The organism is Streptomyces sp. NPDC044106 (genome assembly GCF_056433985.1).
On sequence record NZ_JBWKFZ010000016.1, the window covers coordinates 21,448 to 35,451 of the forward strand.

The 14,004-nt window shown below is 72.1% G+C and carries 8 protein-coding genes; 7 read left to right on the forward strand and 1 reads right to left on the reverse strand.

What is annotated here, in order from left to right:
* Nucleotides 1-16: 16 nt before the first annotated feature.
* From AC07DI_RS27715 to AC07DI_RS27740, 6 genes are all read left to right on the forward strand, one after another.
* Entirely contained in the window at nt 17-2,233 is a 2,217-nt protein-coding gene (locus tag AC07DI_RS27715; protein WP_478906688.1) for an acyl-CoA dehydrogenase family protein, read from the forward strand.
* 117 nt (nt 2,234-2,350) lie between these two features.
* Entirely contained in the window at nt 2,351-2,611 is a 261-nt protein-coding gene (locus AC07DI_RS27720) for an MbtH family protein (protein WP_384253142.1), read from the forward strand.
* A 14-nt stretch (nt 2,612-2,625) separates the two neighbouring features.
* Nucleotides 2,626-3,417 (forward strand): thioesterase II family protein, encoded by a 792-nt coding sequence (locus tag AC07DI_RS27725; protein WP_478906690.1) that lies wholly within the window; start codon nt 2,626-2,628, stop codon nt 3,415-3,417.
* Nucleotides 3,414-6,614 (forward strand): amino acid adenylation domain-containing protein, encoded by a 3,201-nt coding sequence (locus AC07DI_RS27730; RefSeq protein ID WP_478906692.1) that lies wholly within the window; start codon nt 3,414-3,416, stop codon nt 6,612-6,614. Before AC07DI_RS27725 ends, AC07DI_RS27730 begins: the two co-directional genes overlap by 4 nt.
* Nucleotides 6,611-8,221, forward strand: a complete 1,611-nt coding sequence (locus tag AC07DI_RS27735; RefSeq protein ID WP_478906694.1) for a condensation domain-containing protein — start codon at nt 6,611-6,613, stop codon at nt 8,219-8,221. The genes AC07DI_RS27730 and AC07DI_RS27735 overlap by 4 nt, the downstream gene beginning before the upstream one ends.
* Before the next feature lie 47 nt (nt 8,222-8,268).
* Nucleotides 8,269-9,252 (forward strand): aldo/keto reductase, encoded by a 984-nt coding sequence (locus AC07DI_RS27740; RefSeq protein ID WP_478906696.1) that lies wholly within the window; start codon nt 8,269-8,271, stop codon nt 9,250-9,252.
* Nucleotides 9,253-9,346: 94 nt separating this feature from the next.
* Here the strand turns inward: AC07DI_RS27740 and AC07DI_RS27745 are convergent, their stop codons facing one another.
* Nucleotides 9,347-10,501, reverse strand: a complete 1,155-nt coding sequence (locus AC07DI_RS27745) for an argininosuccinate synthase domain-containing protein (protein WP_384253128.1) — start codon at nt 10,499-10,501, stop codon at nt 9,347-9,349.
* 361 nt (nt 10,502-10,862) lie between these two features.
* On the opposite strand from AC07DI_RS27745, the gene AC07DI_RS27750 reads away from it, so the two are divergent.
* Nucleotides 10,863-14,000: a non-ribosomal peptide synthetase gene (locus AC07DI_RS27750; RefSeq protein ID WP_478906697.1), complete on the forward strand. Its 3,138-nt coding sequence runs from the start codon at nt 10,863-10,865 to the stop codon at nt 13,998-14,000.
* The last annotated feature ends 4 nt before the right edge of the window (nt 14,001-14,004 follow it).

Consider the following 14,004-nt stretch of genomic DNA (forward strand, 5'->3'; position numbering starts at 1 on the left):
AGAAGAGACCAGCATCATGCACTTCGGCTTCACCGCGGACCAGGAAGCGTTCCGCGGCCGCGTACGCGAAGAGCTCGGCGCCGACGACGTCCGGGCCGAGTTGGAGCGGCTCGCGGCGGACACCGGCCGGGAACCGGACGTCCGCCCGCTGTACCGGGCGCTCGGCCGGCGCCGTCTGCTGGCCGCCAACTGGCCGCGGGAGTACGGCGGCCGGGACGCGACGCTGGCGGAGGCCTCGATCGTCGCCGAGGAACTCGCGCGGGCCGGTGTCCCCGACACGCTGCACGTCAACACCGTGCAGATCGTCGGGATGTTCCTGCTGCACGCGGGGTCCGAGCGGCTCAAGGCGCGCTACCTGCCCGCCGTCGGCGAGGGCCGGAGCTTCGCGAGCGTGCTGTACACGGAGCCGGAGGCCGGTTCCGACCTCGCGGGGCTGCGGACCACGGCGGTACGGGACGGCGACGACTTCCTGCTCAGCGGCGTGAAGGCGTACAACCTCAAGAGCGACGTCACCGATATCGCGCTGTGCGCCGCGCGGACCGGTGACCCCGACGGGCGCTACCAGGGCATCACCCTCTTCATGGTGGCCATGGACGCCCCGGGGGTGCGCCGCGAGACCATCGCGGGGATCGCCGACGAACAGTTCCACCGGGTGGTGCTCGACGAGGTACGCGTCCCGGCCGCCGACGTCGTCGGCGGGGTCGGCCAGGGCTGGCAGCTGCTCACCCAGGCACTGGCCGTGGAACGCACCGGCCTCGACTACTCCCTCAAGGCCGAGTCCTGGTACGCGGCCGTGACGGCGGGCGGCCTCGAACCGGAGGAAATGGAGCGCTGCGGGCGCTTCGGTGCCGAGGTCGAGGCCGCGCGGCTGCACACCTGGTGGGTACTCGGGCAGCTCGGGCGCGGGCTCGACGAGGCCGACACCACCTGCGCGGCCGTGGCCAAGTACGTCACCAGCGAAGTGGCCAGGTCGGTGGCGGAATGGGCGAGCACGCTCCCGCCCTCCTCCCGGCCGGCCGCGGCGGCGTCGACCCTGGAGGCCGCGTACCGGGAGGCGCCCGGCCTGACCTTCTCGGCCGGGACCTCCGAGATGATGCTCCAGATCGTCGCCGCGGGGGAGAGCGGCGGCACCGGCGCGGCTTCGGAAGCCGCCGAGGACACCCTGACCCGCCATCTCCGGCAGGCACTGCGCTCCCGCTTCGCCTCGGTCACGGCGGCCCTCAAGCTCGGCGTGGACGCCGTCCACGGCGCCCCGGCGGTGGACGGCACGTCCTGCCCGGGCTGGCCCGCGCTGGTCGAGATCGGCGCGCCCGGATTCGAAGTGCCCGCGGACGCGGGCGGACTCGGGCTCGGCCTGCCCGGCTCCCTGGTGGTGTGCGAGGAACTCGGACGCGCCGCCCTGAGCGGACCGTACCGGGCGACGGCGCTCACTGCCGACGCGGTCGGACTCTGTGTGGCCGACGGCGCGCACGAGACCGTACTGCACGGCTTGAGCTCGGGTGAACTCACCGTGGAAGCGGGCTCGTTCGGGGCCGCGGAACCGCTTGCGGCGCACCCGGCCGACGGGGGCTGGACCGTTTCACTCAGCGCGACCGACGGCGCAAACGAGCCGGACACCACCCACCGGCTGCTGTTCCTGAAGACCGCGGACGGCCTTGTTCCGGCCCTGCTTTCCACCGACGGCCTCGGCGCTCGCGTCGACGTGTTCGTCCCGCACGACTGCGCACTGGGCCGTCCTTCACCGGCGCAGTGGGCGGAGCTGACGGCCCGTGCCCGCATCCGGCAGGCCGCGTACCTGCTCGGCCTGGCCGAGGGAGCACACGCCGCGGCACGCGCGCACACCCTGCGCCGCGAGCAGTTCGGCTCCGTACTCCACGACTTCCAGGGCGTCTCCTTCGCGTTGGCGCGAGCGGCGACCCGGTTGGAGACGGTCCGCCTGGCCGTGCTCCGGGCGGGCGAGCTCGCCGACGAGGACCGGCCCGCCGGGCGTGCCGCGGTGGACGCGCTGGCGCTGGCCGCCGAGACGGCGGCCGAGGTCACGGCGAGCGCCGTGCATGTCTGCGGGGTGCGCGGCCTGACCGCGGAGCTGCCGGTGCAGCGCCACTACCGCCTCGCCCGCACGGAGGCCGTCCGCATGGGGGCATCGGCCGGGCTGTTCCGCGAGGCCGGCCGGCTGCGGCTGTCGGGCCGGGCCGACCTGGAGCTGCTGACCGCACCGCCCGGATCGCCCTGAGAGCCGCACGGCCCGGGAGGGCGGACCCGGTCCTCGCGTGACGCCGGACCACTTGAGCACACCGAAGCAGCAGACCAGCACACGAGCAGACGACGACCGAGAACCGAGGAGACGTCCATGGCCGCATCCGTACAGCCCGAGGCCGAGGCGCGCGAGAACGAGCCCCAGTACCGCGTGGTCGCCAACGACGAGGAGCAGTTCTCCATCTGGCCGCTGGGCCGCGAAGTACCCGCGGGCTGGCGCGACATGGGCGTCAGCGGGCCGGAGAAGCGCTGCCTGGAGCACATCGCCGAGGTGTGGACCGATCTGCGGCCGCTGAGCCTGCGCCGGGACATGGCGGCCGAGGCGGCCGACCGCTCCCCGGCGCTGCCCCGATGACCACGGAGGCCACTGTGGACCGGTGGCTCCTGGGCGACAGGCTGCCGGAGGCCCGTGCCCGGCTGATCGCCTTCCCGCACGCCGGGGGCGCGGCCGGTGCCTACCGGCAGTGGTCGCTGTGGGCGGGCCCGGACATGGAGCTGCACGCGGTGCAGTACCCGGGCCGCGCCGGACGGTTCAGGGAACCGGCACACACCCGGTGCGAGCCCCTGGCGCACGACATAGCCGCCCGGCTCCAGGCGTTCACGGACCTGCCGCTGATCCTCTTCGGTCACAGCATGGGCGCCCTGGTGGCGTTCGAGGTGGCGGTGGAGCTGGAGCGGACGTACGGCATCCGGCCCGCGCACCTGATCGTCTCGGGCGCTCCGGCCCCCTCCGTGCCCTCCCGCACCACGGGGATGCGCTCCGATGTCTCCGACGACGCGCTGGTCGCCGCGATGCGTGATCTCGGCGGCAGCAAGGAGGAGGTGCTCGCCGACCCGGAGCTGCTGCCTCTGATCCTGTCGGTGATGCGCGCGGACCTGGCGATCGGCGAGAGCTACCGGCCGCGCGCCAGGACACGGATCGGCGCCCCCGTCACCGTCATGTCGGGCGTCGACGACGCCTTCGCCACGGCCGGGGCCGTCCAGGAATGGCGGGAGTACACCACCGGGGAGTTCCGGCACCTGTCCTTTCCCGGCGCCCACTTCTACCTGCACGACGAGCAGGCACCGCAGGTCTTCGGCCGGGTGCGCGAAGTGGTCGAGCGGTGCGCGGCCGACGGAGCACGACGGCCGGACGGACGACGGAGCGAGCACACCCAGTGACGTACGCGCAACCGCTGGTCCACCAGCTCTTCGAGGCGCAGGCCGCCGCCGCGCCGGACGCCGTGGCCGTGGTCCGGGGCGCCGTCTCGGTGAGCTACCGGCAACTGAACGAGCGCGCCGACGCGTTGGCACGGCTGCTGCGCGCGCGGTGCGCCGACGGCGCCGACGGCGCGGACGGCATGGACGACGCGGACGGAGTCGACGGCGTGGACGGGGGGCCCGCCGGGGAGCCGGTGGTCGCCGTCCGGATGCCGCGCGGTCCGGAACTCATCACGGCGCTCCTCGCCGCCGCCAAGGCGGGCGTCGCCTACCTGCCGCTCGATCCCGGCCTGCCGGCGGACCGCACCCGGTACCTGCTGCGGTCCGCGGGAGCGCGACTGCTGCTCACCGACGGCAGGCGCGTGCCGGACGCCGAATCCGAGGCCGTCGCCGGTGCCCTGCCCGTGGTCGACGTGCGCGCCGGGACGGACGGTGCCGACGCCGCCGACGGCGACGCGTACGGCGACCCGCGCCGCCTCGCCTACCTCATCCACACCTCCGGTTCCACCGGCCGCCCCAAGCCCGTGGCCGTCGAGCACCGGTCCCTCGCCAACCACGCGCAGGCCGTACGGGCGCTCTTCGGACTGTCACGTACGGACCGCGTGCTCCAGTTCACCAATCCCGGGTTCGACGTGCTCGGCGAGGAGGTCTTCCCGACCCTGGCCGCAGGCGGCTCCCTCGTCGTCCTCGACGACACCGCGCTGCCACCCGCCGCCCTGGAGGACTTCCTCCGCACGCACCGGGTGACCGTCGCCAACCTCCCCACGCCGTACTGGGCACAGTGGTGCGCCGACCTCGAACAGAGCCCACGCGCCCTGCCGCCGGAGCTGCGCCTCCTCGTCGTCGGCAGCGACACCACGCACACCCGCGGCCTGGCCGCCTGGCGCAGGCACAGCGCCGTACCGGTGATCAACGCCTATGGCCTGACCGAGACCACGATCACGGCCACCGCCGCCGTCTACCCGGCCGACGTCCGGCTCCCGGCCGGCAGCACCCTGCCGATTGGCACCGCACTCGACGGCACCCAGGCACACGTCCTGGACGCGGCGATGACGCCCTGCCGCCCCGGTGAGACCGGCGAGCTGTACATCGGCGGCCTCGCGGTGGCCCGCGGCTACCCGGGCCGGCCCGGCCTCACCGCACTGCGCTTCGTACCGGACCCGTTCGCCGCGCACCCGGGCGGCCGCCTCTACCGCACCGGCGACCTGGCACGCCGGGACGCGGACGGCGCGATCGAGTTCCTCGGCCGCGACGACCACCAGGTGAAGATCCGCGGCCACCGCGTCGAGCCCGCCGAGGCGGAGGCGGCACTCGCCCAGGACCCGGCCGTACGGGAGTGCGCCGTGGTGCCCGTGGTCACCGGGACCGGTCCCGCCCGGCTGGTCGCCTACATCGTCGGGGACGCCGATCCGCAGCGGCTGCGCGCGCTGGCCGCGCGCTCCCTGCCCGACTACGCGATCCCCTCGGCGTACGTCCCGCTGCCCGCCCTGCCGGTCACCGCCCAGGGAAAGCTGGACCGCAAGGCCCTGCCCCTGCCCGAAACGGAAGTCCGCCAGGGCCCCTACGTACACCCCGTCGGAGCGGACGAGGAACGGCTGGCGGCCCTGTGGAGCGAGGTGCTCGGCGTCCCCCGGGTGGGGCGGACCGACGACTTCCTCGGCCTCGGCGGCGACTCCCTGCACATGGCCCGGTTGCTCGGCCGCATGGAGCGGGAGTACGGGACGCGCGTGGCCGCGCGGGAGTTCCTGGCGGCCGGCACGGTCCAGGGTGTCGCCGCGCTGGTCCGCGGCGGCCCGCCCGCGGCGCCCCCGGTACGCAGGACCACCGCCCCCTTGGACGCGGTCTCACCCGGGGAGCAACGCCTGTGGTTCCTCGGCCAGTTGAGGCAGGCGGCAGGCGTCGCGTACAACGTGCCCAGCGCGCTGCGGCTGCACGGCGACCTCGATGTCACCGCGCTCCGGCTCGCGCTCGGGGACGTCGTCGAACGGCACGAGCGGCTGCGCACCTCCTTCCACTTCCGGGATGGCCGGCTGACCGCCGAGATCGCGCGGGACGTGACGGTTACGGTGCCGGTCATCGACCTGAGCGTGGAGCGGCAGGGCGCGGAGGCCGCGCTGGCACGGGCCGAGGAGCTGGCGCGACAGCCGTTCGACCTGGCGAGCGCCCCGTTGCTGCGCACCGCGCTCTTCAAGGTGGCGCCCGATGACCACCTGCTTGCCGTGGTCACCCACCACATCGTCTCCGACGGGGTGAGCAGCGACGTTCTCGACCGGGACCTCGCAACCGCCTACGCTGCGCGCCGAGTGGGCCAGGCACCGCCGTGGCACGAACCCGCCACCGGCTACCGCGACTTCATCGCCCTCCAGCACGACCCGGGCGACACCTTCGCGACCGACACCGTCGTCAAGGACGTCGTGGAACGGCTGCGCGGAGCGCCGACAGTCCTGCGGCTGCCCACGGACCATCCACGGCCCAAGGCCATGAGCTTCGGCGGACACCGCCTCTCGCGGAACACCCCGGACGGTCTCCTCGCCGCGGTCACCAGGCTCGCACGGGAGGAGGGGACCACCCCGTACTGCGTGGTCCTGACCGCACTCGGCGCCGCCTTGAGCGAACTCGGCGGGCAGGACGACCTGTTGATCGGCTCGCCCGCGGCGGGCCGGCCGGGGCCCGACTTCGAGGACGTCATCGGCTTCTTCGTGAACACGGTCGTCCTGCGGCTCGACTTCCGCGGCGCCCGCTCCTTCCGCGACGCGCTGCGCCTCGCCCACGGGCAGGTGCTCGACGCCATCGAGCACGAGTACGTCCCCTTCGACCGGCTGGTGCGCGAACTCGTCACCGAACGGGTGCTCTCCGTGCCCCCGCTCGTGCAGGCCGCCCTCGCCTATCAGGGGCCGCGGCGCCCCGAGGCCAGGATCCCGGGAGTGCGGGCCACACCGGTGCCGCTGCACAACGGCACCGCGAAGTTCGATCTCACGCTGGAGATCGAGGAGGTGGCGGGGGAGATGGTGACTACCGTCGAATACAGCACCGACCTCTTCGCGCGTGGCACCGTGGAGAACTTGCTCGACCGCTGGACAGCGGTGGTTTCAGAGGCGGTCGTACGGCCGGATGCGGTCCTGCGCGGCCAGGACGTAAGGGGAGGGGCGAGGACATGACGAACTCGGGCACGCCGGGGGTGACGGCCGGACGGGAGCCGGGCCTCGAACAGCTGCGTGCGGTGTGGTCCCAGGTGCTGGGGCGCGACCGCGTCGCGGCGGACGACAACTTCTTCAGCCTCGGCGGGGATTCGATCACGGCGATCCGGCTGGTCGCCGAGGCACGCGCGGCCGGCCTGGAGATCAGCGTGGAGGACGTCTTCCTGCACCCCACGCTCGGTGAGCTGGCCCGTGAGGCCGTGGGCGCTTGTGACGCACCGACCGCTCAGGAGCCGCCGGAGGGCGCCGCGCTCACGACGACGCTGGCCGACCTCGACCCCGCGCTCGTGCCCGCGGGCGTGGAGGCCGCCTACCCGCTGTCCTCGCTCCAGTTGGGCATCCTGTACCACTGTGAGCTGAGCGACGATCCGCGGCTCTACCACGATCTGACCAGCGTGCGGGTGCGCGGCCCGTGGCGCGAAGAAGCCCTGCGGGACGCGGTGGCCGCGCTCGTCGACCGCCACGAGATGCTCCGCACCTCCTTCGAACTCGCCGAGTACCGCGAGCCCCTGCAACTGGTGCACGGCACGGCGACCGTCCCCCTGGAGACACAGGACCTGAGCGGCCTCACCGAGGAGGAGCAGCGCAGGGCCCTGGACGACTGGTGGCAGCGGGAATCGGCGACCTCCTTCGACGAGACGAAGGCCCCGCTGCTCCGCGTCCACGTCGGCGTCCTCTCTTCGGACTCCTTCCACCTCTCCCTGTCCGTGCACCACGTCCTCCTTGACGGCTGGAGCTTCGCGCGGCTCGCGACCGAGGTACTGGTCGAGTACGAGCGGCGGCTGGGGCACGAGGGGCCGGGGCTCGAACCGATGCCGCGGGTCCGCTACCGGGACTTCGTGGCGGCCGAGCAGAGCGCCGCCCGGGACGCCGCGTCGCGCACGTACTGGACGCAACTGCTCAAGGGCATGGAGCCGCTCGTGCTCCCGGCGGCCTCCGGCGCCGACGACCCTGAAGCGGCGGTGCTGGTACAGGAGTTGCCCGACGCGCTGGCCGTGGGGGTGCAACGGGCCTCGGCCGTACTGGGAGTGCCGGTCAAGAGCGTCTTCCTGGCCGCGCACCTGTGGGCGATGGGCGAAGTCTGCGGCACCGAGGACGTGGTGAGCGGCCTGTGCGGGAACGGGCGACCGGAGTCGGAGGGGGCGGACCTGGTACTCGGTGTGTTCCTCAACGTGCTGCCGGTGCGCGTACAGGTGGAGCACGACACCTGGTCGGAGCTGGTACAGGCGGCCTTCGACGCGGAGCGCGACCATCTGGCCCACCGCACCTACCCGTTGGCCCGGATACAGAAGGACCTGGGACACGCCCCCTTCGAGGCGATGTTCAACTACACGGACTTCCACGTCTTCGACCAAGTCGACACCCTGCGCGGTATCAGCGCCGACCGGTGGAGCTTCGCCGACCGCACGAACTTCCCGGTACTCGTCGAGATCAACCGGCTTCCGCAGCGGATGTCCTACGAGATGAACATCCGGGTGGACCACGCGGAGGCGTCCGCGACTCTCGCGCCCAGGATCGGGGAGTCGATGGTGCGGGCCCTGGAGGCCATCGTGCGCGAGACGAAGTGACGTGGACGCGGCAGCGAATCAGTGACAAGCGGAAACGAGGTTGAACAGTGGAGTACCGACGCTTCGGCAGGCTCGGGTATCAGGTCAGCGAAGTCGGCTATGGAATGTGGGGAATAGCCGGAGGTGAAGGCGGCTGGTCGGGCGCCGATGACGCGACCGGCCAGGATGCGCTCGACGAGAGCATTCGGCTCGGCTGCAATTTCTTCGACACGGCGTGGATCTACGGTCGTGGCCACAGTGAGGAATTGCTCGGCCGGCTGCTGAAGAGGCACCAGGAAAAGCGGCTCTACGTCGCCACGAAGATCCCACCGAAGGACCGCAACTTTCCGTCCACGCGGGACTCCAGGCTCGCCGATGTATTTCCCGAGGATCACATCCTCGAATACACCCGCAAGAGCCTCGAAGGGCTGGGCACGGAATCGATCGACCTGCTCCAGTTCCATGTGTGGGAGGACGGCTGGGCCGACGATCCGCGCTGGCAGGACCCCATCCGCAGGCTGAAGGACGAGGGAGTCGTCAAGGGGGTGGGCATCAGCGTCAACCGCTGGGAGCCGACCAACGTCCTGAAGACGCTCGACACCGGGCTCATCGACGCGGTCCAGGTGATCTACAACATCTTCGACCAGGCCCCGGAAGACGAGTTGTTCACCGCCTGCCAGGAGCGGGACATCGCCGTCATCGCCCGGGTGCCCTTCGACGAGGGCACCCTGACCGGCACCCTCACGCACGAGACGACCTGGCCCGAGGACGACTGGCGCAGCTCGTACTTCGTACCGGAGAACCTGCACGCGAGCGTCGACCACGCGGACCGCCTCAAGGAGGTGGTGCCCGCGGACATGACGATGCCCGAGCTCGCGCTCCGGTTCATCCTCCAGCATCCGGCCGTGAGCACCGTGATCCCGGGCATGCGCAGTGTCCGGCACGTCGCGGCCAACCTAGGGGTGAGCGGGGCGGAGCCGCTGTCGCGGGAGCTGTACGCCGAGCTGCGCCGGCACCGCTGGGACCGGACGCCGACGGCCTGGTCCCAGTAGGGGCCGGCCAGAAGCACCGAAGGGAGGGGGCAGGGAGATCGACTCCCTGCCCCCTCCCTTCGCGGGTGGCTGTACGGATGGCTGTACGGGCGGCTCAGCCGGCGGCGCCCTGCCCCGCCTGCGTGATCCAGTGGTGGCCGCCGTGCGTGAAGCGCGTCTGGCGTGCCGTTCCGGGCGCGTCCGCGAGGTCGAGCAGCCGTTGGACCTGGACGTTGCCCCGGTACAGCGTCGCTTCGACCGTTCCGCTCACGCCGGCCGCGAGGTGGTCGACGCCGCTCGCCGCCGCCCGTCCCGTCGCGTCGTGGAAGCGTCCCTCGTAGACGGCGGTGCCGAGCGTGGCGGACAGCCTGCGCAGCAGGGCGGTCGAGGGCTTGTCGAGGCAGGCCTGGTACAGCGCGTCGAGGCAGGGCCCGAGCACGTCGAGGCCGGGCGCCTCGTACACGCCGCGGCACTTGGTTCCGTTCACGCGGTTCTCGACCACGGCGCGCAGCGATATCCCGTGCCGGCCGCCGAGTTCGTTGGCCCGCAGCATCGCATCCAGCGGGGTGACCGCCGTCCCGTCCATCGCCACGGGGCGCCCGCCCTCGAAGCGGACCGTGAACGTCTCGGGCTCGGCGGCCGCGTCCTGCGGCCACACCGTCATCAGCGGTTTCACCGAAGCGGGCGCGGTCGTCAGCGACTCCAGCGCGTCGCTCTCGTGGGAGAAGCCGGCGAGGCTGCCGTCGACCGAGTACGCCGCCCAGTCGGTGAGCTCCTCGGGGTAGCCGAGGCCGGCCAGGTAGGTGCTCATGTGCGTGCGGGTCGGGAACCGCTCCAGCATCCACGCCCGCGTCCACGGCGTGAACACCGTGAGGTCGGGAGTGAAGCGCGCCGCGTAACGGGCGAACCTGGACTGGTCGTTGCCGCCGCCCACGCATCCGTGGGCGAGGACGTCGCACCCGTCGGCGCGCAGGACGGGGCCGAGCCCGCCGACCAGGACCGCGCGTGAGGCGCCCGTGGTGTTCCAGTAGCCACCCTCGTACGTCGCCTGGTACGTGACGAGATCGAGCGCGGTGCCGGCCATCTCGGCACGGAGGTCAACGGCCCGGGACTTCAGGCCGAAGCGGGAGAGGCACGCGGCCAGCTCCTCCGCGGGCAGCGGCGCCTGCTGGCCGATGTCGGCGACATAGCAGGTCACGTCGACGCCGTTCTCCGCCAGCCAGGCGGCGACGGCGGTGGCGGAGAGCCCGCCGGATGTGAGCAGACCCACACGCAGGCCTTTGAGTTGTTTCAAATCCATCTGCGTATTACCCCCGTGGCCGTGCGTCGGCATAGTGGATACTCAATTCCAGAACGGACCGAGCCGTGACATTAGTATCCCCGTTCTCGCCGCGTCAACGTTCGTTCCACCGGTGACGGCCGGGTCGCTGAAGGAGCCACCTCTGTAATTACGGTGCTTACGAACGTGGTAAGCGCCGAACGGTATCGCGGCTGTTGGCGGCGGCCTTACCTTGTTCCGGGATATTCGGGGAATCAAGATTCGCATTCCCGGTTCGGGACTTCGGGTTCGGTCCGAACACTCAGGGCACAGTAGGCCGCCCACGAAGCGGCCCGTCAAGGGGGCTTCCGGTATGTCAGAGCGGTATCGAGTCCGGTCGAGCGGCGGCGTTGCGGAGCGATCCGCCGACGATCCGGGAGACCGCACCGTCCTGCAGCTCTTCGAGGCCAGGGCGGCCGGGACACCGCAGGCGCCCGCTGTCACCCACGGTTCGCTCACGCTCTCCTACCGCGAGCTCGACGAGCGGGCCAACGCGCTCGCCCGGCGGATGAGCGAACACGGCGTCGGCCGCGGCGACTTCGTCCCGCTCGTCGTCGACGGGGGAGTGGAGCTGCCGCTCGCGATGATCGCGGCGATGAAGCTCGCGGCGCCGTTCGTCCCCGTCGACGACTCCGGTCCCACCGACCGCCTCGCCCGGATGATCGGGACGCTCGACGCCAAGGTCGTGCTCTGCTCCGAGGGCGGCAGGAAACTCCCGCCCGGCATCCCCGCACTCCCGGTCCTGCCCACCGTCCCGGCACACGGCACCGAGCCGCCGGCCGCGCCCCCGGCCACCCTGGACGACATCGTCTACGGCTTCTACACCTCCGGCTCCACCGGGCTGCCCAAGTGCACGCTCAACGTCCACCGGGGCCTCCTCAACCGCTTCGCCTACATGAGCCGCCGGCTCAGCGGCCGCTCGGACGAGGTGGTGCTGCAGAACAGCCGCCACCAGTTCGACTCCTCGCTCTGGCAGTTGCTGTGGCCCCTCACCACGGGGAGCCGGGTGGTCATACCCGAGCGCTCGGGCATCCTCGACCTGGCGGCGACCGTGGACGTCATCCACCGACACGCCGTCACCACCACCGACTTCGTGCCCTCGATCTTCAACACGCTGGTGGAGCTGCTCACCGCGGAGCCGCGGCTGATCGAGCGCCTTGGCTCCCTGCGGCGGCTCCTCATCGGCGGCGAGGAGATGACGGCGGACGCGATCCACACCTTCAGGTCCTATCTGCCGGACGTCGACCTCATCAACACCTACGGCCCGACCGAGGCATCCATCGGCAGCGTCTTCCACACCGTGGGCGACGCCGACCGTGACCCCATGCCGATCGGCCGCCCCATCGACAACACGTACGCGGTGCTCGTGAACGATCGCGCGGAGCCGGTGGAGACCGGCGAGACCGGCGAAATCTGGATCGGGGGCGAGTGTCTCGGCCTCGGCTATGTGAAGGACCCCGCGAAGACCGCGTCCGTGTTCGTGCCCAACCCCTTCCCCGACATCCCCGGCGACCGGCTCTACCGCACCGGTGACCTCGGCTACCAGCGTCCCGACGGACTCCTCCAGTTCGTCGGACGCCTCGACCACCAGGTCAAGATCGGCGGCGTACGGATCGAGCTTTCGGAGGTCGAAGCGGGGCTGCTGCGCCATCCGCAGGTGCGGGAAGCCAAAGTGATCGTGCACGAAGAGGGCGGAAGCCGGGCGCTGGTCGCCTTCGTGACCGTACGCTCCGCCGGACTCGGGCCCGCCGGGCTCAAGGAGCACGCCGCCGCGAGCCTGCCGCCCGCCCTGACACCACGCCGCTTCGTCGTCCTGGACGCCATGCCGCTGACCCCCAACGGCAAGGCCGACCGCAAGGCGCTCAAACAGCTCGCCGCGCACCGGCCCGACGCCGGACCGGACCAGCAGGAAGCGCCGGAGCGGAGCGGCCGGGACGGCACGGACGTCACGGACGTCACGGACCAAGGGCCGGACTCCGTGGAGGCCGCCGTCCGCACCATCTGGCTGGGCTTCCTGCCGGTCGGCCGGGTCGGCCCGGGCGCCGACTTCTTCGACCTGGGAGGCGACTCGCTCGGCGCCCAGCGCCTCGCCGTCGCCCTGAGCGAGAGGTTCGGCACCCGCGTGTCGGTACGTGACGTGTACGAGCGCCCGACAGTGAACCAGCAGGCCGCTCTCCTGACCGGACGTGACGACCCCGATCCGTCCCCGGACAAGGGCGCCGTCGACGCAGCGGCCCGCGAGCTCAAGGAACTGCTCGACGCCGACGCCGTGTTGCCGAGCGACATCATGCCCCTGTCCGCCGCCGCCACCTCCGCGCCGCCGCGCGAGGTGCTGCTGACCGGCGCCACCGGCTTCGTGGGCGGTCAACTGCTGCACGACCTGCTGGTGCACACACAGGCCGACGTGTACTGCCTGGTACGGGCGGACGACGCCGAGAGCGCCCGGCAGCGGATCGTCGCGAACCTGCGGGAGTACCGCCTCTGGGACGAGACCCACGCGGAGCGGATCAAGGGGCTGCCAGGAGACCTGCGGCTGCCCCGACTCGGCCTCGGCGAGGGGGAGTTCACCGCGCTGGCCGAGCGCGCCGACACCGTCATCCACAACGGCGCGATGATCAACCTCGCCCGCGGCTACCACGCTCACCGGGGTGCCAACGTCCACGGCACCCTGGAGATCCTCCGCTTCGCCACGGCCCACCGCGACAAGCACCTGCACTTCATCTCGACCCTCGGAGTGTTTCCCCCCGAGGGGGACGGCACCGGATTCATCCCCGAGGGCCCCGTGCCGGGCGATGCGGTGCCCGGCGACGGCTACAGCCAGTCGAAGTGGGTGGCCGAACGGTTGCTCGCCGAGGCCGCCACGCGCGGACTGCCCGTCACCGTCCACCGCTTCGGCGAGGTCACCCCGCACTCCGTGACAGGCGTACCGAGCCGCTGGGGCCTGCACGACCTCCTGGTCAAGGCCTGCCTGCGGACAGGGATGTGGTTCTCGAGCCCCATCGTCACCGACTACACGCCGGTGGACCGCGTCAGCGAGATCGTGGTCGCCGCCGTCTGCACGGGCGAGCGCGGGTGGCTGCACGAGGTGCAGCCGCACGCCGTGGGCTTCGACGCGCTGATGGCCGTCTTCCAGGAGACGTTCGGCCTCACCCAGGTGCCGTACCCGGTGTTCTGGGAGGAGGTGCGGCGCCGGTCGGCGGCGGCACCGGACGACCGCGACCTGGTACGCGCCCTCGCCCTGCTCCCCCCGCCCACCGGCTCCGACGCCGACACCGGTGACGGCGGACTGCTGGTGAAGGAGAGCCTGGCCGATCTGTTCCGGCAGGACCCGGCCGCGGTGGGCAGGGAACGGGCCGAGCGGCTGGCGGCCGGGGCAGGACTGTCGTGGCCGCCCGTCGGGGACGACGTGTTCCGGCGGTACGCCGCCTTCTACCGCTCGATCGGCTGGTAGCCGC

Coding starts and splice junctions, on each gene's coding strand:
- AC07DI_RS27715 (WP_478906688.1), top strand. CDS start 17: ATGCACTTCGGCTTCACCGCGGACCAGGAAGCGTTCCGCGGCCGCGTA.
- AC07DI_RS27720 (WP_384253142.1), top strand. CDS start 2,351: ATGGCCGCATCCGTACAGCCCGAGGCCGAGGCGCGCGAGAACGAGCCC.
- AC07DI_RS27735 (WP_478906694.1), top strand. CDS start 6,611: ATGACGAACTCGGGCACGCCGGGGGTGACGGCCGGACGGGAGCCGGGC.
- AC07DI_RS27750 (WP_478906697.1), top strand. CDS start 10,863: ATGTCAGAGCGGTATCGAGTCCGGTCGAGCGGCGGCGTTGCGGAGCGA.